The following is a 23,684-nucleotide window of genomic DNA, read 5'->3' on the forward strand; positions in this document are numbered from 1 at the left end:
GTTGACGCCTTGTGGCGCTGAGTGCGCAGGCGTTTGCTGAAGGGGAAAGAGAGCGGTAGCATAACCTGATGCTTCTCAAGGTGGTTTCCCTATGCTGGTTTTCGACGGGCACAACGATCTGTTACTCAATCTGTGGCTGTACCATCGCGATGCGCCCGCAGAGGCTTTCTATGCGGGCGTGCCAAAAGGTCACCTCGACTTTCCTCGTATGCAGCAGGGCGGTTTTGCCGGTGGGCTGTTTGCTGTTTTTGTGCCGCCGCAGGACTATCTCGCTCAGGTCGCCCCGGCTCGCGCCGCGCAAGAACCCTATGATCCGCTGACAATCATGTGGCAGCAGCTGGCGATACTGCAGCAGATCGCTGCGCAGTCAGCGGGCCGTGCCAGGCTATGCCACAGCGCTGCAGAGATTGAAGCCTGCCGTGCTGAGGGCGTGCTGGCGCTGGTGGCGCATATTGAAGGGGCCGACGCGCTGGATGCGGAGGGCGAAACGCTAAACGCCTTCTACCAGGCAGGTGTTCGCTCTATCGGCCCATTCTGGAATCTGAAAAATCGCTTCGGCGAAGGGGTTAACGGCAGTTTTCCAGGTTCGCCGGATACGGGGCCAGGCCTGACGGCAGAAGGGGAAGCGCTTATCAGGCAGGCCGCTGCCTTAAACATGATGATTGATGTGTCGCATATGAATGAAAAAGCCTTCTGGGATACGGCCCGGCTTTCCGCTGCGCCGCTGGTGGCCAGCCACTCTAATGCTCACGTTTTATGTGCTCAGCCGCGCAACCTGACCGATAACCAGCTTAAGGCGATCCATGCCAGCGGTGGGCTGGTTGGCATAAACTTTGGCAATGCGTTCCTTCGTGCTGATGGAAAACGCGACAGCGATACCGATCTGACAGAAATCGTCAAACATTGCGATCACTTAATTAACATAATGGGCGAAGATCACGTGGCATTCGGTTCAGACTTTGACGGGATCTCGCCGCCTGAGGCGTTAGGTGACGTCAGCGGTCTGCCGCGATTGCTCGCCGTTTTTCGCGACTCGGGCTATGATCAACGCATGCTGGAAAAATTAACGTGGGGAAACTGGCTGCGGGTTTTGCAACACACCGGACTGCACTAACACGTTTTCTTACGGGCTTTTCATTGATTTCACCTGGCCGTCTGCGTGAAAATAGTGTGACAAGGTTCGCATTTTAATCCCTGTCACAATGCTGTCTTGCAGTCATTCATTTGTCTGTTTATCTCAATCTATAAGGAAGAAAGTTATGTGGAAAAAACCAACGTTTGTTGACCTGCGCCTCGGTCTGGAAGTGACGCTGTACATCTCCAACCGCTAATCACTTGCCCGCCGTCTGTGCGGGCATTTTGTTTCAACACCTGGTTCCTTTCATGTTTATTAAAGTCCTTGGATCGGCTGCAGGCGGTGGATTCCCTCAGTGGAATTGCAACTGCCCCAACTGTGATGGTGTGCGTAACGGGACTCTGCAGGCCAGCCCGCGCACCCAGTCCTCCATCATCATCAGTGATAACGGTGAAGACTGGGTTCTCTGCAATGCCTCACCTGACATCAGCCAGCAAATACTGCACACGCCTGAATTAGTGAAAAAGGGCGTTCTGCGCGGGACCGCGATCGGCGGCATTATTCTTACCGACAGTCAGATTGACCACACCACCGGGCTGCTCAGCCTGCGTGAGGGCTGCCCACATCAGGTGTGGTGTACACCCGAAGTGCATGACGATCTGACGACCGGTTTCCCGGTGTTTACCATGCTGAAACACTGGAATGGCGGACTTCAACACCGGCCCATTCGTCCGTTAACGCCGTTTAACGTGGATGTGTGTCCGGATCTCCAGTTTACCGCTATCCCGATCCTCAGCAATGCACCGCCGTATTCACCTTACCGTGACCGTCCGTTACCGGGCCACAACGTCGCGCTGTTTATTGAAAACCGCGCCAACGGCCAGACGCTCCTGTATGCCCCGGGGCTTGGGGAGCCGGATGCGGTGATCCTGCCCTGGCTTGAGCAGGCCGACTGCCTGCTGATTGATGGTACGGTATGGCAGGATGATGAATTACTGACCGCGGGCGTGGGTAAAAATACCGGCAAGGCCATGGGCCACCTGGCGCTGGCCGAAGAGCAGGGGCTGATGGCACTGCTCGCCCGTCTGCCAGCAAAACGAAAGATTTTAATCCATATTAACAACACGAATCCCGTTCTCAACGAACAGTCACCTCAGCGGCAGTACCTGACACAACAGGGCATTGAGGTGAGTCACGACGGGATGGCGATACATCTTCAGGACTAAACGATGCTGATTACGGAAACCCTGTCGCCGCAGGCCTTTGAACAGGCGCTGCGTGATAAAGGCGCCTACTACCATATTCATCACCCGTACCATATTGCGATGCATAACGGTCAGGCCACGCCTGAGCAGATTCAGGGATGGGTGGCGAATCGCTTTTACTACCAGACCAGCATTCCGCTGAAAGACGCGGCGATCATGGCCAACTGCCCCGATCCGGCAACCCGACGTAAATGGGTACAACGCATCCTGGATCATGATGGTAGCCAGGGCGAAGATGGTGGCATTGAGGCCTGGTTACGCCTGGGCGAAGCGGTGGGCTTAAGCCGGGATGAACTGGTCTCGGAGCAGCATGTCCTGCCGGGCGTCCGGTTTGCGGTTGATGCCTATGTCAGTTTTGCCCGTCGCGCAAACTGGCAGGAAGCGGCCTGCAGCTCGCTGACCGAGCTGTTTGCGCCTCAGATACATCAGTCGCGGCTCGACAGCTGGCCGCAGCACTATCCGTGGATCAAAGAAGAAGGTTACTTCTATTTCCGTAGCCGCCTGAGTCAGGCCAACCGCGACGTGGAGCACGGCCTGGCGCTGGCGCTGGCGTTTTGCGACACCGCGGAAAAACAGAACCGCATGCTGGAGATCCTGCAGTTCAAGCTGGATATTCTGTGGACCATGCTGGATGCCATGACCATGGCTTACGAACTTCAACGCCCGCCTTATCATAGCGTGACGGATAAAGCGGCCTGGCACACAACCCGACTGGTATAACGATGAACGAACACACAATTGCCGCCTTTCGCCGGGGCTACCGTATGCAATGGGAAGCGGCACAGGACAGCCACGTCGTGCTTTACCCGGAAGGCATGGCGAAACTCAATGAAACCGCCGCCGCCATTCTGGAGCTGGTTGACGGCAAGCAGGATATCGCCGCGATCATTGCCATTCTGGATGCGCGTTTCCCCGAGGCCGGCGGTGTGGGCGAGGATGTCAAAGAATTCCTGCAGTCAGCCTATGAACAGAAGTGGATACAGTTTCGTGAACCAGCATAAACCCGGCGTCAATCCGCCCCTGTGGCTGCTGGCCGAGCTGACGTACCGCTGTCCGCTCCAGTGCCCGTACTGCTCAAATCCACTGGATTTTGCCCAGCAGGAAAAAGAGCTGAGCACTGAACAGTGGATCGACGTCTTTCGCCAGGCACGCGCCATGGGCAGCGTTCAGCTCGGCTTTTCCGGCGGGGAGCCGTTAACGCGCAAAGACCTGCCCGACCTGATCAAAGCGGCACGTGACTTAGGTTTTTATACCAATCTGATCACCTCCGGGATTGGCCTGACGGAGAAAAAGCTTGAGGCTTTCAGCGACGCGGGACTGGATCATATTCAGATCAGTTTCCAGGCCAGTGATGAAACCCTTAACGCGGCGCTGGCCGGCTCTAAGAAGGCGTTTCAGCAGAAGCTGGAGATGGCGCGCGCGGTCAAAGCCCACGGCTATCCCATGGTGCTGAACTTCGTGCTGCATCGTCACAATATCGATCAGATCGATAAGATTATCGACCTGTGCATCGAGCTTGAAGCCGATGATGTGGAGCTGGCGACCTGTCAGTTTTACGGCTGGGCGCAGTTAAACCGTGAGGGATTGCTGCCTACCCGTGAGCAGATCGCCCGGGCCGAAGGCATCGTGAATCAGTACCGTGCGCGCATGAGCGACAGCGGTAGCCTCACCAATCTGCTGTTCGTGACGCCTGACTATTATGAAGAACGTCCCAAGCCCTGCATGGGCGGTTGGGGCGCGATCTTCCTGAGCGTCACGCCCGATGGCACCGCGCTTCCGTGCCACAGCGCACGCCAGCTGCCGGTGGCTTTCCCCTCTGTGCTTGAACAGAGCCTGGAGGATATCTGGTACCACTCGTTTGGCTTCAACCGCTATCGCGGCTATGACTGGATGCCGGAACCCTGTCGCTCCTGTGACGAAAAAGAGAAAGATTTTGGCGGCTGTCGCTGTCAGGCCTTTATGCTTACCGGCGATGCAGACAATGCCGATCCGGTCTGCAGCAAATCGCCGCACCATGGCAAAATCCTTGATGCCCGCCGTGAAGCCGACTGCAGCGACATTAAAATTGGTCAGCTTCAGTTCCGCAATCGCAGCAATTCTCAGCTGATCTATAAAACGCGGATTCTGTAATGCATTCACGCTGCCTGCAACTCAATGGACTGAACGTAACGCTGTGCCACCAGCCTGACGCCACCCAGGCGGCGGCGCTGGTCAAAGTGGCGGCAGGCAGCCATGACGAGCCAGAGCGCTGGCCTGGACTCGCGCATTTGCTGGAGCACCTGCTTTTTACTGGCAGTCAGCGCTGGCCGCATGACGGGCGGCTGATGAGTTGGGTTCAGGCGAACGGCGGACAGGTGAATGCTACTACCCAGGCACGCGAAAGCGCCTGGTTTTTTGAGGTCACCCCCAACAACTTCAGTGAAGGCCTGTTGCGCCTGCAGGATATGCTGAGTGCGCCGAGCCTGACCCGCGAGGCCATCAGCCAGGAAATCGCGGTGATTGATGCAGAGTACCGCCTGCTGCAGCGCCATGCTGCGGCCCGCGCGGAAGCCGCCATGTTTACGCCAGTGACGTCTCCGGCGCAGTTTAAACGCTTTCATGTCGGGAACAGGATGTCGTTCGGTGACAACGTCACTAATTTGCAGGCGGCGCTGCGGGCTTTTCATCAGCGCTTCTTTCACTCAGACAACCTGACGCTGTGGCTGCAGGGCCCACAGTCGCTGGAACAGCTCACCGCGTTGGCGAAGGCGTTTGCCGCTGCGTTTCAGCCACGCAACAGTGCCAGGCGGCCCGATGCCCCGGTAATGCTTTCGCCCAACAGGGCGCTGGCGTTACAGCAGGAAGGGCCATCAGCACTCTGGCAAAGCTGGATTTTACCCGCGCAACTTCGTGACAGCGTCACTTTACTGCGCGAGTTTTTCCTTGATGATGCCCCAGGCGGGCTGCTGGAAACGCTGTATGCACGCACGCGGGCCAGCCAGCCTGACGTGAAATGGCTTTATCAGTCGGACGCGGACATGTGGGTGGCGGTCACGTTCGTCACGGAGGATCCGGCCGCTGTTCCGCCCCTGATCGCGTCCTTTCTTGAGGCGCTGCGCCATACCACGCCGGTGCAGCGGCAGCACTACTGGCAGTTGGCGCAGCAGCGCCTGGCCGCACAGTCCCCCCTGCAGCAACTTCAGGCGCGCGCGCTGGGCTTTGCGGCCGTGGGCGACTGTCCCGACCTGGACGCCTTACTGAACGAAATGCACGCCGCCACAGCGACCACGCTGATGAGCGCCGCCGAGGTTAAAGGTGAAACGCACAGGGTTCAGGGTTATGACCTGTCACTGACAGCCTGGCAAAAGCCCGTGATGAATTGCCCGCCCGTCAGGTGGACATTTTACCCGCAGCCGAATCTCTTGCCGCTGCGTGCAGAGCCGACCGGTCAGGCCGTGTTACCCCATATCACACCGGATGAGACGCAGGGCACGCTGGTGCTGCGTCCTGAACTTTATACAACATGGGCAGCCGGCGCGGCCTGCGAGCCTGAGTTACGCCCCGTGTTTGCGGTGCTGCGGCATTTTTCCGGCAGCGGAGAGTGGCGTGAGGTGCAGGGCGTCTGGCAACTCACCCTGCGCCTGCCGTCAGACAAGACGCTGCTCAGTGCGGCACTGGGGCAGCTTGTGCAATGCCTGATGCAGACACACAGCGTATCCACGCCGGTGATACCGGGCATTGCGATACGCGAACTGCTGCGCCAGCTGCCGCTCCGGCTGGCGACGTCACTCAATCCGCAATGCTGGCGTGCCGTCCTGCTCGGGGGCAATGCCGAACAGCATCGGCTCGTGTCCCGGCAGTTGAGTGTGCTGACGGTGAATTCACCTACGCGCCCTGAGTACCGCTGCGTAGGCGGTGAAACCTGTATTCCCCATCCCAGCGATGACAGTGCCGTTCTGCTGTTTATTCCCCTGGGCGACCCACAGCAGCTGGCCGCACTTCGCGCGCTGGCGCTGATCTGTGAGCCACGCTTTTATCAGCGCTACCGGGTAGAACAGCCGATCGGCTACGTCGTCAGTTGCCGCTACCATCGCAGTACGGATAGTGATGGTCTTCTCTTTGCGCTTCAGTCACCGGATTGTCCGGCATCGACCCTGATCCAATTCTGCGAAGACTTTCTGCGTGACATAGCGATCTACATTGCCCAGCAGGCAATCGATCCGCTCAAAACGCCGCTTTTGCAGGTGAAAGAAGATGCACGTGGAGTGGCGTTACGCCAGGCGAATGGGTTGCCAAACCTGGAGGCGGAGAAGATAGCCGCACTCACTGAGGGAGAGGTGAAGCAGTTACAGCAGCAGTTACTGACCGATCGGCACCGCTGGCAGATCCTGTATGCTAAAGGTAAGAATTAGAATAATCACACACTGATATTGCTGAATAATTTTGATTGTTTACGCCAAATCTGTTCACTTTTACTTCCTGCTTATATGGCTCAGACTCAAGGTGATGTCATAAAATAAGGAAGTAAAAGTGAAGAATGTAAAACGTTTCACGCTGCCACTGCTCGCAGCTGCTGCACTGTATGTTCCGGTTTCTCAGGCTGAAGCCATGCATTATCAACTCGACCCGCAACATACCTCTGTTGTGGTAAGTTGGGAGCACTTCGGCTTCTCCCATCCGACTGCTGACATTCCAGACACGACAGGTTCTCTGGTTTTTGACAGCAGCAAGCCTGAGCAGTCGCGCGTTGACGTCACGTTACCGGTTAGCAAAATCGACAGCCATGTTCCTGCCCTGACCAAGGAATTCAAAGGCGCGGAATATTTCGACGTGGCGAAGTATCCCACTGCAACCTTCCGCAGCACCAAAGTTATTGCCAAAGGCGATAACAAATTTGATGTTGAAGGGAACCTCACTCTGAAAGGCATTACCAAACCTGTGACGCTGCATGCCACGCTGAATAAGCAGGGTGAGCATCCGATGGTCAAGAAGCAGGCGATTGGTTTTGACGCCACCGGTACCATTAAGCGTTCTGACTTCAAACTGGACAAATATGTCCCAGCAGTCAGTGATGACGTGACACTGACTATTTCTACGGAAGCGTACGCCAAGTAAATTCCGTTTACTTTTCCGGCCCGGCACCCAGGTGTCGGGCTTTTTTTTGCAGCAGATTACGCCGCCGCCGGCCAGGCTAAGCGCCATTCGTCGTCCTTCCACTCACCCCTCGGCATCCTTTCGCCCTGCGACAGTACAAGCAAAAAAATGCATCTCATCATGGTGTTCCTGCGGATTCACCACGCCATCGTCTGTTTCGGAAATAACAGATCGCCTGCCGAACCTAAAAAAATGAGGTCAGAATCACAAATTCACATCGAGATTTTATTGGCAACGGCGTGATGCCGTATTGACAGAAAAGTTATTCCGATCCCTGTATTTAACCTGTTGTTTTATAACGTGAAGCTAATCGTCTTTCCTGAATCAGTAAATGTGATTTGTTTCACATAAATAAGCTGGTTCAAGGGGCTGTCAATATATTGCCTGCATAAATTCCTCTCGTTTTTGTGATCTCACTTGCAAATACCAGGCTGATATCCCGAAACAATAGCTTCAGACGCATTAAGCCAGAAGGATGTCAGGATGAGAATCGGAATGGTCATTAGCGGCGGCGACGTCACCGGCATTAATAATTTCATTTTCCAGATAGCCAGGATGACGCAGGCGGAGATGATATTATTTAACGGCGGCATTCCAGGCTTGCTGGATAATGTCTGCCAGGAAATTTCTCAGCGCGATTTAGTGGATTTTTCCATTACTTCTCTTCCGGTAATGCAGTCAGGCCGAACCGCGCGAAAATTAATTCGTAGCGAATATGAAACGATCGCCCGGCAGTTAAAAGCATTACGCATCGACGTATTAATTCTGGCTGGAGGCGACGGATCGCTGCAATTTCTGCATACGCTCAGTGAATTTGGTGTGAACTGTTTTGGCATCGGCATGACGATTGACAACGATGTCTACGGCAGTGATTACACCGTGGGCTTTTCCACCGCCTGTGAGCAGGTATTAAAAGAGGTGGCAAAGCTCAGAAACACCGGTCGGGCATTAACGGGCCGGGTATTTATGGTGGAACTGCTCGGCGGCTACTGTGGCGAATTGACGCTCCAGTCAGCGCTCAAATCCAACGCCGACTTTGCGCTGATCCCGGAATGCCAGATCCCCACAAACGTGCTGGCAGAACGCATCACTCAGCGCCTCAGCGAACAAAACAGCGTGGTAATCCTCTGCTCAGAAGGTTACACACGGGAATATTCACCGGGCTTTCAGGGGGCGATTGACACATTAATTAAGCAGCTTGAACCGTTGATCGGCGTGCGCATTCGCAAAACGATCGTCGGCTATGGACTGCGAAATGGCGATCCCACCTGTGAGGAAATTTATCAGGGCACCATTATGGCAAGTGAAGTGGTTCGTTGTATTCAATCCGGAATGCGCAATAAAGCCGTGATTATTAACGGCAGTAATAAGCCTATTCCGATTGACTTAATAAGCATGAAAAAACGCCTGGTCGATACAGAAGGGCATCATTATAAACTCGCTAAACAACTGCATATATTGTGAGGAGAAAACATGCTGAAAATTTTATGTGTCTGTGGTTGTGGTCTGGGGTCAAGTTTCGCTATCGAAATGAGTGCGAAAGCCGTTTTAAAAAAACTGGAGATTGACGCCGACATCGATCACACCACGATTTCAGAAGCTAACGCATTTAAATCCGACATGATCCTGACGCAAAAAGCCTTTGCGGATGTCTTAAATGCCGACGCCACACCAGAACAGATTAAACGCGTAATTATATTAAATAAACTCACCGATAAAGCTGAAATTGAGCAAAAAATCGTGGCTTTCTTAAAAGAGCGTAATGTGAAGGTTGCTAATCATGAATAGTGTAATTAATTTTCTGGTTAAAGACTTACTGGGGCAGGCATCCATTCTGATCGCGTTTATTGCGCTAATCGGACTGGTCCTGCAAAAAAAATCTGCCGGCAAGGTGGTAGAAGGCACGTTTAAAACCCTGTTGGGGTTCTTAATCATGATGGCCGGCATCAACATCATCGTGGGCGCGCTGACCTTCCTTAACAGCATCTTCACCCACGGTTTTGGGATGCAGGGCTACATCACCGACGTGGCGGCGATTGCTGGACTGGCAAACCGCGAGTTGGGATCGGAAGTGGCCATGACGCTGCTGGTGATCTTCATCGTCAACATCATCATTGCCCGCCTGACACCGTTTAAATACATCTTCCTGACTGGCCAGGCGCTACTGTGGATGGCCACCATTGGCGCGGTTATCGGCTATAAAGCCGGCCTCACCGGATTACCGCTCATTTTAACCGGTGGTATTTTTGGCGGCGTGATGGCTGTTGTGATGCCAGCGCTGGCGCAGCCGGTGGTGCGTCGTATCACCGACTCGGACGATGTCGCGCTCGGTCACTTCTGCACCATTGGTTACCTGCTCACTGCGGCAGTGGCGAAGGTGGTCGGAAAAGGCTCACGCTCGACGGAAGACTTAAAGCTGCCCGATAACTTTAAGTTTCTGCAGGACACCTATCTGTCCATGGCGGTGGTGATGGTGCCGATGTACCTGATTCCTGCCGTGGCGGCAGGCCCGGCTTTTATCGCCCAGTACAGTAGCGGCACCAACTACCTGATGTATGCCTTTATGCAATCCATCCAGTTTGTGGCAGGCGTGTTTGTGCTCTACAGCGGCGTGCGACTGCTGCTGAACGAACTGGTGCCGGCTTTCCGCGGTATTGCCATGCGACTGGTGCCGGATGCGAAACCCGCCCTCGACTGTCCCGTTATGTTCCCTTATGCGCCAAACGCGGTCATTGTCGGCTTTCTCGCGACAACGCTGGGCTCTGTGGTGGGGATGCTGGTTTTCCCGATGTTTGGTCTGGCGATGATTTTGCCCGGTCTGCTGACTAACTTTTTTGCCGGCGGAACGGCAGGCGTGTTCGGTAACGCGCTGGGCGGACGACGCGGGGCGATGATCGGCGGATTCGTCCACGGCCTGTTTATCACTTTCCTGCCCGCCATTCTGGTGCCGATGCTGGAAAGCTACGGTTTTACCGGCGTGACCTTCAGCGATTCCGACGTCATCAGTACCGGCCTGGTGCTGGGACATGCTTTCCAGAATAACTGGCTGTTCGTTGCCGTGTTCATTGCTTTTGTTACCGCTATCGCCTGGTTTGTTAACGGAAAATCCACTAAACCCCGTGAGGAAAACGTGCATGAAACTTTATAACTTTACCGAATTGCTGAAAATTGCCAAAGAACGCCAATTTAAAGCGGTAGGGTCATTTAATTTACACTGTCTGGAAATGTTACCGGCTTTTTTTAAAGCCGCCGAAAATACCAACAGCCCATTAATGATTCAAATTTCAACCGGTACAGCGAAATATTTGGGACATGAATTACTGGTGGATGCAATTAAATCGCTGTCAAAGAGTAAAAATATTCCGACCTGTTTGCACCTGGATCACTGTTCCGATTTAGACGCGATTCAGACGGCAATTCAAGCCGGATTTAGTTCAGTAATGTATGACGGGTCACATTTACCGCTTGATGAGAATATTGCCAATACCCGCAGGGTGATTGATATGGCCCGCCCCGTGAATGTCTCTGTGGAAGCGGAGCTGGGCGCAATTGGCGGCTCTGAAGACGGGAAATGTGTGGAAATGAGCGATATTGCGTTCACCACGGTAGAGGATGCCAAACGTTTTGTGAATGAAACCGGCGTGGATATGCTGGCCATTTCCATCGGCACGGTTCACGGGCTCTACACCGGCAAAGCCCATATTCAGCATCAACGGCTGGCGGAGATTACGGCTGCCACGGCTACGCCGCTGGTTCTGCACGGTGGTACCGGGGTCAGTGACGAGGACATGCGCCTGGCGGTGGGCAGCGGTATCGAAAAAGTGAACGTGGGAACGGAAATGAATGTGCAGTGGGTTGCCCAATGCAAGGCAACGTTTGAAAAAGGCAAAGTTAACGACAGCGTGCGTAATTTCCTCGTGCCTGCGAATAATGCAGTGACCAATGTATTAGTAGAAAAAATGCAGCTGTTCCGTTAAGCACTTTTATTATCCCGACGTGAATAAACCTGAAGTGCCCTGGCGCTTTTCGGGGCAGGAGACGCTATGTTTGGATTCATGAAAAAGAAAGTGGAAAATACGGCCTCAGAGGATGCAGAACGCGATCGTCAGGCAGAACAGGTCAGTCAAAAAATAACGGCGCTGGAAGCAAAGCTGGCAGCGAATTCAGGCGACACTGAAACGCAAAAACAATTAATGCTGGAATATAACCGTGCATTATCATTGTTTGCGAAAAGTCGCCTTTACCGGGATGACATTGATCCTCTTTTTGTGAAAATTGATGAATTACGCAATCTGGTGCGTAAATCAGTTTAAGGAGCAGTAATGACCATTAAACAGTTATTACAGGAAGCCAATGCTGTTCAGGTAGGTATTGCCGCCAGGGACTGGCAGCAGGTTATCGCCATGGCGGCCAGGCCGCTGGTGGAGGGCGGCTATATTCAGGCCTCTTATCCTCAGGCGGTGATCGAGAATACGCTGACTCACGGTGCCTATTACGTGTTTGAAGAAGGTATCGCCATCCCGCATGCCCGCCCGGAAACGGGCGTTATTCGCGACTGTTTCAGCATGGTCCTGCTTTCGGAGCCGGTCTCGTTTGACGGCAGCGACAAGGCGGATATTGTGATCATGTTTGGTGCCCGTGATAGTAATGCCCACATAGAAGAGGGGATTCGCGCGATTGTCACCCTGCTAGAGGATGAAGAAACGTTGGTCAGGTTACGTCAGGCCAGCAGCGTCGCGGAAGTGATGGAGATCCTATGACCAGTGAAACTGTCATCAAGCGGGTGGTGTTGGTTAACGGCATTCCCGCCTCAGGCAAAAGCACGCTGGCCCGTGCGCTGTCACGGCGTTTTTCCCTGCCGGTTCTCACGCTGGACAGCCTGAAGGAGCCTTTTATGTCCAGCTTTGCGCCGGTCGATCGCCAGCGTAACCGGCAGTTGGGCTGTGCAGCGTACCAGGCTATCTGGAACATTGTCGCTCAGTCCCCGGCTGATTGCGTCTTCCTGATCGATGCATGGTTTGGGTTTCAGCCCAAAAGCGTACTGGAGCAGGGATTAAAGCGGGCTGGCGTGAGCGAGGTGCTGGAGGTCTGGATGCAGATAGCGCCGGACGCCGCCGTCGCGCGCTATCAGTCACGGCTCACGCAGCGCATGCCGGGCCATCCGGGCGCCGAGTACCTTCCCGAGCTGCGTCGCCTGGCGGAGGAGGCGCAGCCGATGGCGCTGGGGCCGATGTTGAAAGTCAATGCCAGTGCCATTGACGAGCACGCGGTGGGCCAGTGGCTGGCTCAACATCTGAGGAGGGCAGGCTATACTGCTTCTGTTAAGGATGAAACAGAGGAAGAGCAGCATGCCACAGCCACCCTATCTGCAAGCGGGCGAGAGCGTCGTGCTTTATGATGGCGTATGTAAACTCTGTACGGGCTGGGTGCGTTTTCTGCTGCGCCATCGGCTGGCGCGGCAGGTTCGTTTTGCTTCCGTGCAAAGTGAACAGGGCAAAGGGCTGCTGAAATGGGCCGGCCTGCCCGAGGATAATATCAATACGATCGTCTATATCCATAGCGAGGGTCATTGGCTGCGTGCCCAGGCGGTGCTGCGGGTGATGCAGCAGTTACCGCTGCCGTGGCGGGCGCTGAGCGTCCTGCGCGCGTTTCCCGACCCCATCAGTAATTTTTTCTACAACGGTATCGCGCTCAACCGCTACAGGCTGTTCGGGCGCCATACCCTGGAACAGGCGATTACGGCCGATTATCCGGGGCGTTTTCTCTCATCGCCGCCTGACAGCGGTGCGGGTTAGGTTAAATCCGCGATAATGTGAATTAAAACCGTCATTTTTCTTCAGATTTACTAATATTTTACAGGCAGGTTTACGGCGTGATGGAAAAGTAATGCGCTGTGCTTGAGCTGTAATATTATTCAAAATGGAGAAAAATATGCGCAATACCTCTGGACGTTCGGCCGTCGCCGTGACGCTGTATGCTCTTCTGGAGCCTGTACCGCTTGGCTTTTTCGTGGCGGCCTGGCTGTTCGATATCATCTATATGAAAACCTTTATCATTCTCTGGTCAATCAGTGCCAGCTGGTTAATCGCCATTGGCCTTGTGATTGCCATCCTGCCCAGAATAATTAGTCTGATTTATATGTTTCGCGGCAGCACTGCGCCAGAGAAAACCCATTTCTGGCTCTCTCTGGTCGCCATCATTCTGGCCATTGCCAATGCCTTTATTCACAGCCGTGATGCGTATGCGGTGGTGCCAACGGCGGCGATTCTGTCGACCCTGGTCGTGATACTGCTGCTGCTGGCGAACGTGCAACTTGCGCTACGTCAACGTACTGCTTAAGGAGAAGCCATAATGAAAATGCCGCAACAATCCCTTATTGCGCTGACGATGATGGCCCTGCTGGCGGGTTGTGATACCGGGGCGACAATCGATCCGCAAAAGCAAATCGGTGCCAATCCCGAGTTACCGGAAGCCAAAAACTTTATGGTGCCGCCCATGCAGGTACCGGAAGGCGCACCCTGGAAGAACGGTGAAAAGCCAACGGTGGCGCAGGGGCTGAAAATTGAAAAGATTGCCGACCATCTTCAGCATCCGCGTCAGGTTTATGTTCTGCCGAATAACGACATCCTGATCGCCGAATCGAACGGCATGCCAAAACCGACCACCAAGCCCAAAGAGCTGATCACCGGGCTGGTGAAAAATGCCTCGGGCAAAGGGGGCAAGGGCGGCAACCGCATCACGCTGCTGCGCAACGTAAACGGTAAATGGGAACAGCATCGCTTTATTGAAAACCTGAGTGCCCCCTTTGGTATGCAGCTGGTGGGGAACACGCTGTACGTGGCTAACGCAGACAGTCTGGTGAAATTCCCCTACAGCGAAGGGCAAACCGAAATTCGCACCGCGCCCCAGTGGGTCACCGAGTTACCTGGCGGGCCCATTAATCACCACTGGACGAAAGCGCTGTTGGCCAGCCCGGACGGCAGCAAGCTCTATGTCGGCGTCGGTTCCAACAGCAACATTACCGAGAACGGCATTGGCGCCGAATATCGCCGCGCCGCGATTCTGGAAGTGGATGCCGCCAGCGGCGCCAGCCGGATCTACGCTAGCGGGCTGCGTAATCCCACCGGCCTTGACTGGGAACCCCAGACGAAGCAGCTATGGGCGGTGATTAATGAGCGTGATGAAATCGGCTCTGACCTGGTGCCTGATTACCTGACCTCGGTTAAAGAGAACGGCTTCTATGGCTGGCCTTACAGCTATTTCGGCCAGCATGTTGACGTGCGGGCGCAGCCACAGCGGCCGGACCTGGTTGAAAAGGCGATTAAGCCTGACTATGCGCTGAGTTCGCATGTCGCACCGCTCGGACTGCTGTTCTACGGCGCTGAGAACATGCCGCAGTATCGCGGTGGCGCGTTTATCAGTGAGCACGGCAGCTGGAACCGCAAACCCCTCAACGGTTACAAAGTGATTTGGGTGAAGTTTGAGAACGGCAAACCGGTAGGGCAACCGCAAACCGTGGTATCCGGCTTCTTAACCCAAGACGAGAAACAGGTGCGTGGCTTACCGGTCGGTCTGGCCAGCGACAAACAGGGCGGTCTGATCATTGCGGATGACGCCGGTGATACGATCTGGCGCGTCAGTTCGGCGAACTAAGGCTAAACTGCAGACACAAAAAAGGATTTGGCATTACGCCAAATCCTTTTTTTATGCATTCGTTGCCCGGCGGGTAACCGGATGGCGAACGAGGTGCTCAGCACTCTCCACAAATTGATTGTAAAGAGGGCTGCGCAAGACTTCAAGTTTGGCGAAAATACTGTATATTTATACATGTGTTGAGTGTTGGGTATCGCCGCAGGGTTAACTGATTGCTTCCAGGGGAGCTCGGTAATGCAAATCCCGGCAGGTAACAGGTGGTGCTGACCTGTGGCTTAAACCCCGAGTGCCGCTCAGCCCTCTCCACAAAGTTGTGCTCAGGCACCTGGCGGGTAACGGTAAGGCCCTGGTTGCTGAACAGCGCGCTCCTGTTGCGGGAGAAGGAAAGTGATGGAACTGACGAAGCTGATTCTGGAAATCATCCGGATCATCTTGCAGATCATCGTTGCCCTTATGCAACTGACCGGTCATGCAAATTAACCGGAACTTTGACCAAGGCGGAGCTAACCACTCCGCCTTTTTCGTTGTCAATTGCCTGTCATCTTTCCCGGCTACAGTGGCGCGGCAATCGGGTGCCTGAAAGGCACAACTTATCCAGACATCAGACCAGTTCCGGGAGCTTTTTCATGTCACTTGCCATTGTCAAACCCGCCAAACTCCAGCAGACCGAAATTGACGCCAGCGTACGTATGCGCGAAACCCAGATTGGCTCACAGTGTGAAATTCTGGCGCACAGTTACCTTGAATACAGCACCCTTGGCGACTTCTCTTACGTCGGTGAACACTGCTGCATCGCTGACAGCGCAATAGGCCGCTTCACCGCCATTGCCAATCAGGTACGCATCGGTGCACCTAACCATCCAATGGATCGGGCGTCGCAACACCGCTTTACCTATTGTCCGGAGTATTACGATGCTACGGCCACGCGCGACCACGGTTTTTTCAGCGCCCGCCGCGAAGACCGGGTGATCATTGGCAACGATGTCTGGATAGGTCATGGCGTGATTGTCCTGCCCGGCGTGACGGTAGGCGATGGTGCGGTGCTGGCGGCAGGTGCGGTGGTGACCAAAGATGTGGCGCCCTATACCGTCGTGGGTGGCGTGCCGGCTAAACCGATCCGCGTGCGTTTTCATCCGGCGATTGCAATCCGGCTACAGCAGATTGCCTGGTGGAACTGGCCGCTGGAAAAAATCATGGCTAACCTGGCCGATTTTCAGTCAGGGGATATTGAGCAGTTTTGTGCCAGACATGGCTGAGCGCGTTTGCGCAAAAGAGTAACGGTGGCTTACGCCACCGTCAGATGTGCGGGTTATCGCTTAGCGCGTGCTTCCTGCACCTTGTTGGCGATACGATCGCCAATGGTTTGGTCGATGTTGCGCCAGTACTGAAACGCTCGCGAAAGCACCGGCTCTTCAACCCCGTTCAGCAGATGACCGCTAACGTTGTTGACCAGCCTGTCGCGCGCGGCATCATCCATTACCTTGTTGATCAGGGTATTTGCCTGGCCCACGTCGTCATCGTCCTGACGCAGTGAGTAAGGGGCACGAACCATGTCGCCGCTGGCTGACCAGACCGAGTCGGTGGGATAGCGGTCGCCATCTGCCACCGGGCCGCCTTTGCTGTTGGGGGCGTAAACCGGGTCGGATACCGGATTCATCCGCATCGCCCCGTCTTTGCTGTAGCTGTTCACCGGCGACTGCGGGGCATTAACCGGGATCTGTTTATAGTTCACTCCAAGCCGTGCGCGATGGGCGTCCGCATAGGCAAACACGCGACCAATCAGCATCTTATCCGGGCTGAGCCCGATGCCGGGGACCAGATTATTCGGTTCAAATGCGGCTTGTTCAATCTGCGCATGGTTGTCCGTCGGGTTGCGGTTCAGCGTCAGCTTGCCAACTTTGATCAGTGGATAATCACTGTGCGGCCACACCTTGGTCAAATCGAAAGGATTGAAACGATAGCTGTCAGCCTCAGCAAACGGCATGATCTGCATGTACAGGGTCCAGCTCGGGAATTGGCCGTTTTTGATCGACATAAACAGGTCACGCGTATGGTAATCGCCATCTTCGCCTGCCAGTTTATCGGCTTGCTCCTGCGTCAGGTATTCAATGCCCTGGTCGGTGTGGAAATGGTATTTCACCCAGAACTTTTCACCCTGTTCATTGACCCACATATAAGTGTGGCTGGAATACCCATTCATATGACGCCAGTTTTTGGGAATCCCACGGTCGCCCATTAGCCAGGTGACCTGATGCGAGGATTCGGGTGACAGCGTCCAGAAATCCCACTGCATATCATTGTCACGCAGATTGTTATCGGCGCGGCGCTTTTGTGAGCGAATAAAGTGCTGAAACTTCATGGGATCGCGAATAAAGAACACCGGTGTATTGTTGCCCACCATGTCGTAATTGCCTTCGCGGGTATAAAACTTAATGGAAAATCCGCGCGGATCGCGCCAGGTATCCGGGCTGCCGCGCTCGCCAGCCACCGTTGAAAAACGCATCACCACGTCAGTTTTCGTGCCCGGCTGAAAAACGTTGGCTTTGGTGTAGCGACTCACATCTTCAGTCACCTCAAAAAAGCCAAATGCGCCGCTTCCTTTCGCATGGGGCTGCCGCTCGGGAATGCGTTCCCGGTTGAAGTTGGCCATCTGCTCAATCAGGTAATGGTCGTGAAGCACCAGGGGGCCATCGGGACCGACGGAAAGGGAATGCTCATCGCTGGCCACCGGAATACCGGCATCGGTTGTGGTGGGTTTACGCTCATCATGACTCATCGAAATAGTCTCCATTTTTATAAGGGTAATGCATGGATTAAGCGTAGCGCATATCTGGCCATTGCATCGGCTAATCCTCCCAGGTTTTCACATTTACTACTGCCGGCCATGGCTGACCTGGCGCAGTCGTCCACGTTTTACTGGCTGCTCCCGCAGGTCGTTGCCCGCGCTGATTAATCCGTGACCGCTCTCGCATTTTGGTTATTTCAGCGACAACAAGGATTGCGTGTTCACGCCAGAAGCGTAAATTCTAATATAACTTCACAGTTAGTTGTGAAAAAGAAAAGTACATTACAACCCTGTTACTAAGGATTGAGCCTCATGTCAGATTTAAAGTTTGCTACTCGTCTTAACTCCTTTGCTTCGGGGGCACATCTCTACTGGCCAGATTTGCAGGGCAAGCCCTCTGTACTGCAAATGGTGGCGCGCGCGGGCAAGGTTAAAGGCTTAACGCATTTGGATCTCAACTATCCCCAGCACCTCACCAGTGACAGTAAAACGCTGCGCCAGGCTATTGAGGATGCCGGGCTGGCGGTCAACGGCATGCAGATGCGGTGGGATGCACCGCAGTTCAAAATTGGCGCATTTACCCATCCGGATCCGAAAATTCGCCGTGAGGCGATTGACCTGACCAAGCGGGGAATCGATACCGGACGGGAATTTGGCTCCCGCTTAATGACGTTATGGATGGGTCAGGACGGTTTCGACTACTGCTTCCAGGTCGATTACAAAAAAATCTGGGAAGACGCCGTCAGCGCGGTGCGTGAAATCGCCGACTACGCGCCGGACGTGGATGTGAGCATTGAATACAAACCCAACGAGCCGCGTGCCTACAGCATTTTTCCCAACGTGACCACCTGCCTGCTGGCCGTGGAAGAGGCCGGAAGCCCGAACCTCGGCATCACGCTGGATTTCGCCCATGTCCTGTTCGCCAATGAAATTCCTGCCTGGGCGGCGGCCATGGTGGCGCGTCGTTCCCGGCTGCTGGGGCTGGATTTAAACGACGGCTGGGGCAAACGTGACGACGGACTGATGGCGGCATCGGTTAATCCGCGCGCCACGTTGGAGTTTCTGTGGCAGATGCAGCGTGATGGTTATCAGGGCGCCTACTATTTTGACACCTTCCCGGATGCCAGCGGACTGGATCCAGTACGTGAAGCCGAAACCAACATTGCCACCGTGACGCGATTACTCAAGCTTTGCGACCAGCTTAATGATAATCCGGCGCTGGCAGAGGCGATCAGCCGTCAGGATGCGGTCGCCTCACAGCAAATCGTCAACGACATTATGCTGGCGCGTTAACGCACGACGCCGGCTGCAGAACAGCAATTTCTTACCCTACAAACGCAGAATAAAAGGCTGAAAAAATGAAAAAACGTTTACTCGCCGTTATCGCTTCGTCGCTCTTGTGTGCCAGCGTTTATGCTGCCGATCTGGCACCGCTTAAGTCCGATACGGAACAGGACCGCACCGACTGGTCAACGCTCGACAGTCGCTATGGCGCGATGCCGAAAGTCGATAAATCGCTCAAAATCGGTGGCGTATCCAAAACCCTGACCAATGAATACTGGCGTTTGCTGGGCGAGGGCTACCAGAACGCCGCCAAAAAATATGGCATCACCGTTGCTTATCAGGCCGCGGCAAATGAAGACGATCAACTGGGCCAGTTGTCGATTGCCGAAACCATGATTTCTCAGGGCTATAACGGCCTGCTGGTCTCTCCGCAAACCGACATTAACCTTGAGCCTGCACTGGAAAGCGCCAACAGTAAAAAAATCCCGGTTGTGAACGTCAATGACGCGGTGATGCCGAATGCGGAACACTACGTCGGTAATGTCCAGAAAGACAACGGCGTGCGCGTAGCGAAATGGTTTATTGAGCACCATCCGCAGGGCGGCAAGGTTGCGGTGATCGAAGGACAGCCTGGCGTCTATGCTGCCGGTCAGCGCACCAGCGGCTTTAAAGAAACGCTCAAGGCCAACGGCAAATTCAATGTGGTGGCCAGCGTACCGGCTAACTGGAGTCGTGAGCAGGCCTTTAATGCGGCGAGCACTATCCTGCAACAGCATCCTGACCTGATCGGTTTTTATGCCAATAACGACACGATGGCGCTGGGCGTGGTGGAAGCGGTACGCGCCATGGACAAAGCCAAACAGGTGGCCGTATTCGGAACCGATGGGATCTCCGATGCCTATGCCTCCATCAAGCGCGGCGAACTGACCGGTACCGTGGACAGCTTCCCGGTGCTGACGGGTGAAGTGGCGATGGATGTGATGCTGCGCTTGATTAACGGCCAGAAAATCTCACGCGTGGTGTCCACACCGCAGGCGCTCATCACCAAAGAGAATGCGGATGCGTTTTCCACTCAAGACATGGAAAAGCTGCGTCAACTGTTAGCTAAACAGTAAGCCTGGCGGAGAGCGTATGGAACAGTATCGTTTAATGATGCGCGGCATCAACAAAACCTACGGCAGCGCCGCAGCTTTACAAAATGTCGACTTTTTTGTGAAGCCCGGTGAAGTGCATGCCTTGATCGGTGAGAATGGCGCGGGCAAATCTACGCTGCTAAACATTCTCTCCGGCGTGCGCGGCGCGGACAGTGGCGAAATCAGCGTCAACGGCCAGACGGTGCAGATGAAAAGCCCACTCAGCGCGCGTCATGCGGGGATCGCGATGATCCATCAGGAACTGCAGCATGTTCCAGAGCTCTCGGTCGCGCAGAATATGTTTCTGGGCCGCCCACTGACCAAAGCAAAAGGCTGGTGGGTGGATAAAAAAGCCCAGCTGTCGCGTGCCGCGCTGATTCTGAAACGGCTCGATCCGACGATCGATCCCAACAGCCCGATTAAACATCTTAAGGTTTCGCAGCAGCAGATTGTCGAAATAGCCCGTGCGTTGCTGGATGACGCCAAAATCATCGCGATGGATGAGCCGACTTCCAGTCTGACGCCGCGCGAGTTTGACCGGCTGGCTGAACTGATCGCCGACCTCAAATCGCTGGGCGTCTCTTTAATCTATGTATCACATAAGATGAACGAGATTTTCAGAGTCTGTGACCGGGCGACGATCATGCGCGATGGCAAACAGGTTGGGGTGGTGAACATCTGCGATGAAGATGAAGAAAGCATCGTGGCTAAAATGGTCGGGCGCAAAATAGAACGGCTCGATCACAACGCCTTTGTCACCGCTCAGGAAGTATTACGCGTCGAAAATCTGGCGCGTAGCAATGAAATATCGCCCGCTAATTTTAGCGTCAACGCCGGGGAAGTGTTGGGCATTGCGGGGCTGGTCGGCGCAGGACGTACCGAGTTGCTTAAGCTGATTGCCGGTATCGACAGGCGCAGCAGCGGCACGGTGAAGGTCAATGGGTATTCCGTTCCAAACCATAATATCAGCGCGGCCATAAAAGCGGGGATTGGTCTGGTGCCGGAAGATCGTAAAAAAGAGGGGATCATTAAAGCCCGCCCGGTGAAAATGAATATGGCGCTGCCGTCCATGCGTCAGTTCACCCTGGGCGGCGTAATCAATAAGCAGCGGTTAAACAGGGCAGCATATGAGGTGATGAGCGATCTTAAACTGCGCCCCATGGATATTGAGAAAACCATCGGTACGCTCAGTGGCGGTAATCAACAAAAAGTCATTATCGGACGCTGGGTAGCCGCTGACGCAAAAGTCTTTTTATTCGATGAACCCACGCGCGGCATTGATATTGGTGCCAAGTCAGAAATCTATAATTTAATTGAACGACTGGCGAAGGCAGGTAAAGCCATTATTGTTGTCTCATCGGAAATGACGGAAATCATTCGTATCTCCGATCGTGTACTGGTGATGCGCGAAGGGAAAATAACCAAAGAGTTAAAGGGCGAGGCTATCACCGAAGACAATATTGCCCGTTTTGCCATTAAAGATCTTGAAACTGCCTGATCTAATACCTGTATATAAAGGCGATAACCATGACGACTGAAACGAACATGCAGCCGGTGAGCCGCGCCTCTCCGCTGTTAAAATTTAATCTGCGCGATGCCGGCACGTTAATTGGATTACTGATTATTGTGGTGACATTTTCTTTTCTGTCGCCGGTATTTTTTACCGTTCCGAATCTGCTCAATATTCTGCAGCAGTCCTCCATTAATGCCTTAATTGCGCTGGGCATGACGCTGGTGATCATTTCAGGCGGAATTGATTTATCGGTTGGGCCAACGGCTGCGCTCTCTGCCGTGTTGGGCGCCACGCTGATGGTGTCTGGCGTGCCGGTGCCGCTGGCCATCATGGCCACGCTTTGCGTCGGCGCAGTCAGCGGGATATTTAGCGGGACGCTTATCGCTTATGCCGGGCTGCAACCCTTTATCGTCACGCTGGGTGGCCTGTCGCTGTTTCGTGCTATTGCGCTGATCTCCACCGGCGGTAATCCCGTATTCGGTATTCCCATGTCGTTCCGTAGCCTGATCAACAGCACGGTGTTCGGCGTGCCCACGCCGATCGTCGTGGTCGCCGTGATTGCGCTGTGCCTCTGGACGGTCATGAATAAAACCCCGCTGGGAGAGTACATTCTGGCGATTGGCGGTAATGAAGAAGCGGCCCGCGTGGCAGGTGTGCCGGTTAAACGTACCAAAGTCACGGTTTACGTGATCTCTGGCATGCTGGCCTCTCTGGCGTCGCTGATTCTGATTGGCCGTCTGGGTGCGGCGGAACCCACCATCGGCAACCTGTGGGAGCTGGATGCCATTGCGGCCGCTGCCATCGGCGGTGCGTCACTGATGGGCGGCAAAGGCAGTATCTTTGGCACCCTGATTGGCGTGATTATTCTCGGGGCGTTACGTAACGGCCTGACCTTGCTTAATATTCAGGCGTTTTATCAATTGCTCGCTACGGGTCTTATTATTATCATAGCGATGTTGATTGACCGAGCGACCCGAGGCAAGTAATGAAGCAAGATCCGCGAGCCATTGGCGCTCAAATTCGTATGCGATTACCCCAACTGACGCCGTTAGAACGGCGAGTCATTGAGGCAATCATTGCCAGAACGGATATCACCGAACACACGTCTTTAAAAGAGATTGCGCAGGAAAACGGCGTATCGGAAGCCATGATAGTTAAGATCACTAAAAAGCTTAACTTCACGGGGTTCAGGAATTTCAGAAGCAGTTTAATTTATTATAACGCCTCTGAAGTGGCAGGTTTACATGCGGAAATTGAGCCCGATGATTCATCGGAACAATTACTGGCAAAAGTCTTCAGAACATCTATTCAGGCTATTGAAGAAACGTTGTCGATTTTAGATGTATCTGAATTTAACCGCGCAGCAGATATTATTTTTAAAGCGCGTCATATTGATCTTTATGCGGTAGGGGGATCGGCCACGGTTGCCCGCGATCTCTCCCACAAGATGCTGAAGATCGGCATTAAGTCCACCGCCTACGATGACGCCCATATTATGCTGATGTCTGCCGCCGTGTTATCTGACGATGATGTCGTGATTGCGATTAGTCACTCCGGTGCGACGCGTGCTGTTAACGATCCGGTTAAATTAGCCGGACGTAACGGTGCCAGAGTGATTGTGATTACGAATTACGCCGAGTCGCCTATTGCGCGTCATGCGCATGTGGTACTTAATTCAACTTCTCAGGGATCGCATCTGTTAGGTGAAAATGCCGCATCACGAATTGCCCAGCTGAATATACTGGATGCGCTGTTCGTGGCCATCGCGAAAAAGGATTTAACGCGTGCGGAGAAAAACCTGATGAAAACCCAGCATGCGGTTCAGGATCTGCGGGAATTCTGA

25 protein-coding genes are annotated in these 23,684 nt (G+C 54.2%); 24 read left to right on the top strand and 1 reads right to left on the bottom strand.

Going from position 1 to position 23,684, the window contains the following annotated elements; translation table 11 throughout:
* Positions 1 to 91 precede the first annotated feature (91 nt).
* The 19 genes from EL29_RS06860 to EL29_RS06950 all read left to right on the top strand — a co-directional run bounded on the left by EL29_RS06860 (position 92) and on the right by EL29_RS06950 (position 16,382).
* Entirely contained in the window at positions 92 to 1,114 is a 1,023-nt protein-coding gene (locus tag EL29_RS06860) for a dipeptidase (RefSeq protein WP_028715116.1), read from the top strand.
* A 145-nt stretch (positions 1,115 to 1,259) separates the two neighbouring features.
* Complete coding sequence (gene pqqA / locus EL29_RS06865; protein WP_009090272.1) at positions 1,260 to 1,331, top strand: pyrroloquinoline quinone precursor peptide PqqA; 72 nt, start codon at positions 1,260 to 1,262, stop codon at positions 1,329 to 1,331.
* 52 nt (positions 1,332 to 1,383) lie between these two features.
* The gene (pqqB, locus tag EL29_RS06870) at positions 1,384 to 2,301 is read left to right on the top strand and encodes a pyrroloquinoline quinone biosynthesis protein PqqB (protein ID WP_014593676.1); all 918 of its coding nucleotides are present in this window, start codon (positions 1,384 to 1,386) and stop codon (positions 2,299 to 2,301) included.
* A gap of 3 nt (positions 2,302 to 2,304) precedes the next feature.
* A complete protein-coding gene (gene pqqC / locus EL29_RS06875) occupies positions 2,305 to 3,060 on the top strand; it encodes a pyrroloquinoline-quinone synthase PqqC (protein ID WP_013025732.1) in 756 nt (251 codons plus the stop codon).
* Between the two features lie 2 nt (positions 3,061 to 3,062).
* Positions 3,063 to 3,341 (top strand): pyrroloquinoline quinone biosynthesis peptide chaperone PqqD, encoded by a 279-nt coding sequence (pqqD, locus tag EL29_RS06880; RefSeq protein ID WP_013025733.1) that lies wholly within the window; start codon positions 3,063 to 3,065, stop codon positions 3,339 to 3,341.
* Complete coding sequence (gene pqqE / locus EL29_RS06885) at positions 3,328 to 4,470, top strand: pyrroloquinoline quinone biosynthesis protein PqqE (RefSeq protein ID WP_013025734.1); 1,143 nt, start codon at positions 3,328 to 3,330, stop codon at positions 4,468 to 4,470. Before pqqD ends, pqqE begins: the two co-directional genes overlap by 14 nt.
* Positions 4,470 to 6,731, top strand: coding sequence for a pyrroloquinoline quinone biosynthesis protein PqqF (gene pqqF / locus EL29_RS06890; RefSeq protein ID WP_019105241.1), 2,262 nt, complete (start codon positions 4,470 to 4,472; stop codon positions 6,729 to 6,731). Before pqqE ends, pqqF begins: the two co-directional genes overlap by 1 nt.
* Before the next feature lie 118 nt (positions 6,732 to 6,849).
* Positions 6,850 to 7,434, top strand: coding sequence for a YceI family protein (locus tag EL29_RS06895; RefSeq protein ID WP_013025736.1), 585 nt, complete (start codon positions 6,850 to 6,852; stop codon positions 7,432 to 7,434).
* A 522-nt stretch (positions 7,435 to 7,956) separates the two neighbouring features.
* A complete protein-coding gene (locus EL29_RS06900) occupies positions 7,957 to 8,937 on the top strand; it encodes a 6-phosphofructokinase (protein WP_014593680.1) in 981 nt (326 codons plus the stop codon).
* Between the two features lie 9 nt (positions 8,938 to 8,946).
* Positions 8,947 to 9,261, top strand: a complete 315-nt coding sequence (locus EL29_RS06905) for a PTS sugar transporter subunit IIB (RefSeq protein WP_013025738.1) — start codon at positions 8,947 to 8,949, stop codon at positions 9,259 to 9,261.
* Positions 9,254 to 10,621, top strand: a complete 1,368-nt coding sequence (locus tag EL29_RS06910) for a PTS sugar transporter subunit IIC (protein WP_014593681.1) — start codon at positions 9,254 to 9,256, stop codon at positions 10,619 to 10,621. The genes EL29_RS06905 and EL29_RS06910 overlap by 8 nt, the downstream gene beginning before the upstream one ends.
* Entirely contained in the window at positions 10,608 to 11,450 is an 843-nt protein-coding gene (locus EL29_RS06915) for a class II fructose-bisphosphate aldolase (protein ID WP_014605870.1), read from the top strand. Before EL29_RS06910 ends, EL29_RS06915 begins: the two co-directional genes overlap by 14 nt.
* A gap of 66 nt (positions 11,451 to 11,516) precedes the next feature.
* Positions 11,517 to 11,786 carry a hypothetical protein gene (locus EL29_RS06920; RefSeq protein WP_013025741.1) on the top strand — a complete coding sequence of 90 codons (270 nt, stop codon included), beginning with the start codon at positions 11,517 to 11,519 and terminating at the stop codon, positions 11,784 to 11,786.
* Between the two features lie 9 nt (positions 11,787 to 11,795).
* Positions 11,796 to 12,233 carry a PTS sugar transporter subunit IIA gene (locus tag EL29_RS06925; RefSeq protein WP_013025742.1) on the top strand — a complete coding sequence of 146 codons (438 nt, stop codon included), beginning with the start codon at positions 11,796 to 11,798 and terminating at the stop codon, positions 12,231 to 12,233.
* Positions 12,230 to 12,871, top strand: a complete 642-nt coding sequence (locus tag EL29_RS06930; RefSeq protein WP_028715117.1) for a P-loop nucleotide/nucleoside kinase family protein — start codon at positions 12,230 to 12,232, stop codon at positions 12,869 to 12,871. The genes EL29_RS06925 and EL29_RS06930 overlap by 4 nt, the downstream gene beginning before the upstream one ends.
* On the top strand, positions 12,822 to 13,268 hold the full coding sequence (locus EL29_RS06935) for a thiol-disulfide oxidoreductase DCC family protein (RefSeq protein WP_028715118.1): 447 nt from the start codon (positions 12,822 to 12,824) through the stop codon (positions 13,266 to 13,268). Before EL29_RS06930 ends, EL29_RS06935 begins: the two co-directional genes overlap by 50 nt.
* Before the next feature lie 136 nt (positions 13,269 to 13,404).
* Positions 13,405 to 13,812 carry a DUF2231 domain-containing protein gene (locus EL29_RS06940; protein ID WP_014605867.1) on the top strand — a complete coding sequence of 136 codons (408 nt, stop codon included), beginning with the start codon at positions 13,405 to 13,407 and terminating at the stop codon, positions 13,810 to 13,812.
* A 12-nt stretch (positions 13,813 to 13,824) separates the two neighbouring features.
* Entirely contained in the window at positions 13,825 to 15,126 is a 1,302-nt protein-coding gene (locus EL29_RS06945; RefSeq protein WP_014593685.1) for a PQQ-dependent sugar dehydrogenase, read from the top strand.
* Positions 15,127 to 15,752: 626 nt separating this feature from the next.
* A complete protein-coding gene (locus EL29_RS06950) occupies positions 15,753 to 16,382 on the top strand; it encodes a DapH/DapD/GlmU-related protein (protein ID WP_028715119.1) in 630 nt (209 codons plus the stop codon).
* 53 nt (positions 16,383 to 16,435) lie between these two features.
* Here EL29_RS06950 and EL29_RS06955 read toward each other — a convergent pair whose 3' ends face one another.
* Positions 16,436 to 17,902, bottom strand: coding sequence for a catalase (locus EL29_RS06955; protein ID WP_028715120.1), 1,467 nt, complete (start codon positions 17,900 to 17,902; stop codon positions 16,436 to 16,438).
* A gap of 321 nt (positions 17,903 to 18,223) precedes the next feature.
* Between EL29_RS06955 and EL29_RS06960 the strand changes: the two genes are divergently transcribed.
* The 5 genes from EL29_RS06960 (at position 18,224) to EL29_RS06980 (ending at position 23,684) form a co-directional block, all read left to right on the top strand.
* Complete coding sequence (locus EL29_RS06960) at positions 18,224 to 19,204, top strand: TIM barrel protein (RefSeq protein ID WP_014593687.1); 981 nt, start codon at positions 18,224 to 18,226, stop codon at positions 19,202 to 19,204.
* A gap of 65 nt (positions 19,205 to 19,269) precedes the next feature.
* Positions 19,270 to 20,310 (top strand): sugar ABC transporter substrate-binding protein, encoded by a 1,041-nt coding sequence (locus EL29_RS06965; RefSeq protein WP_014605863.1) that lies wholly within the window; start codon positions 19,270 to 19,272, stop codon positions 20,308 to 20,310.
* 16 nt (positions 20,311 to 20,326) lie between these two features.
* The gene (locus tag EL29_RS06970) at positions 20,327 to 21,826 is read left to right on the top strand and encodes a sugar ABC transporter ATP-binding protein (protein ID WP_028715122.1); all 1,500 of its coding nucleotides are present in this window, start codon (positions 20,327 to 20,329) and stop codon (positions 21,824 to 21,826) included.
* Between the two features lie 29 nt (positions 21,827 to 21,855).
* Positions 21,856 to 22,827, top strand: coding sequence for an ABC transporter permease (locus EL29_RS06975; RefSeq protein WP_014605862.1), 972 nt, complete (start codon positions 21,856 to 21,858; stop codon positions 22,825 to 22,827).
* Entirely contained in the window at positions 22,827 to 23,684 is an 858-nt protein-coding gene (locus tag EL29_RS06980) for a MurR/RpiR family transcriptional regulator (RefSeq protein ID WP_014605861.1), read from the top strand. Before EL29_RS06975 ends, EL29_RS06980 begins: the two co-directional genes overlap by 1 nt.

This window comes from Pantoea ananatis LMG 2665 (assembly GCF_000710035.2).
In the GTDB taxonomy this organism is placed as follows: Bacteria; Pseudomonadota; Gammaproteobacteria; order Enterobacterales; family Enterobacteriaceae; genus Pantoea; species Pantoea ananatis.

Bases quoted from the DNA above. Each gene is read 5' to 3' on its own strand.
- EL29_RS06860 (WP_028715116.1), top strand. From the start codon at position 92: ATGCTGGTTTTCGACGGGCACAACGATCTGTTACTCAATCTGTGGCTG.
- pqqB (WP_014593676.1), top strand. From the start codon at position 1,384: ATGTTTATTAAAGTCCTTGGATCGGCTGCAGGCGGTGGATTCCCTCAG.
- pqqC (WP_013025732.1), top strand. From the start codon at position 2,305: ATGCTGATTACGGAAACCCTGTCGCCGCAGGCCTTTGAACAGGCGCTG.
- pqqD (WP_013025733.1), top strand. From the start codon at position 3,063: ATGAACGAACACACAATTGCCGCCTTTCGCCGGGGCTACCGTATGCAA.
- pqqF (WP_019105241.1), top strand. From the start codon at position 4,470: ATGCATTCACGCTGCCTGCAACTCAATGGACTGAACGTAACGCTGTGC.
- EL29_RS06900 (WP_014593680.1), top strand. From the start codon at position 7,957: ATGAGAATCGGAATGGTCATTAGCGGCGGCGACGTCACCGGCATTAAT.
- EL29_RS06905 (WP_013025738.1), top strand. From the start codon at position 8,947: ATGCTGAAAATTTTATGTGTCTGTGGTTGTGGTCTGGGGTCAAGTTTC.
- EL29_RS06910 (WP_014593681.1), top strand. From the start codon at position 9,254: ATGAATAGTGTAATTAATTTTCTGGTTAAAGACTTACTGGGGCAGGCA.
- EL29_RS06915 (WP_014605870.1), top strand. From the start codon at position 10,608: ATGAAACTTTATAACTTTACCGAATTGCTGAAAATTGCCAAAGAACGC.
- EL29_RS06920 (WP_013025741.1), top strand. From the start codon at position 11,517: ATGTTTGGATTCATGAAAAAGAAAGTGGAAAATACGGCCTCAGAGGAT.
- EL29_RS06925 (WP_013025742.1), top strand. From the start codon at position 11,796: ATGACCATTAAACAGTTATTACAGGAAGCCAATGCTGTTCAGGTAGGT.
- EL29_RS06930 (WP_028715117.1), top strand. From the start codon at position 12,230: ATGACCAGTGAAACTGTCATCAAGCGGGTGGTGTTGGTTAACGGCATT.
- EL29_RS06935 (WP_028715118.1), top strand. From the start codon at position 12,822: ATGCCACAGCCACCCTATCTGCAAGCGGGCGAGAGCGTCGTGCTTTAT.
- EL29_RS06940 (WP_014605867.1), top strand. From the start codon at position 13,405: ATGCGCAATACCTCTGGACGTTCGGCCGTCGCCGTGACGCTGTATGCT.
- EL29_RS06945 (WP_014593685.1), top strand. From the start codon at position 13,825: ATGAAAATGCCGCAACAATCCCTTATTGCGCTGACGATGATGGCCCTG.
- EL29_RS06950 (WP_028715119.1), top strand. From the start codon at position 15,753: ATGTCACTTGCCATTGTCAAACCCGCCAAACTCCAGCAGACCGAAATT.
- EL29_RS06955 (WP_028715120.1), bottom strand. From the start codon at position 17,902: ATGAGTCATGATGAGCGTAAACCCACCACAACCGATGCCGGTATTCCG.
- EL29_RS06960 (WP_014593687.1), top strand. From the start codon at position 18,224: ATGTCAGATTTAAAGTTTGCTACTCGTCTTAACTCCTTTGCTTCGGGG.
- EL29_RS06965 (WP_014605863.1), top strand. From the start codon at position 19,270: ATGAAAAAACGTTTACTCGCCGTTATCGCTTCGTCGCTCTTGTGTGCC.
- EL29_RS06970 (WP_028715122.1), top strand. From the start codon at position 20,327: ATGGAACAGTATCGTTTAATGATGCGCGGCATCAACAAAACCTACGGC.
- EL29_RS06975 (WP_014605862.1), top strand. From the start codon at position 21,856: ATGACGACTGAAACGAACATGCAGCCGGTGAGCCGCGCCTCTCCGCTG.
- EL29_RS06980 (WP_014605861.1), top strand. From the start codon at position 22,827: ATGAAGCAAGATCCGCGAGCCATTGGCGCTCAAATTCGTATGCGATTA.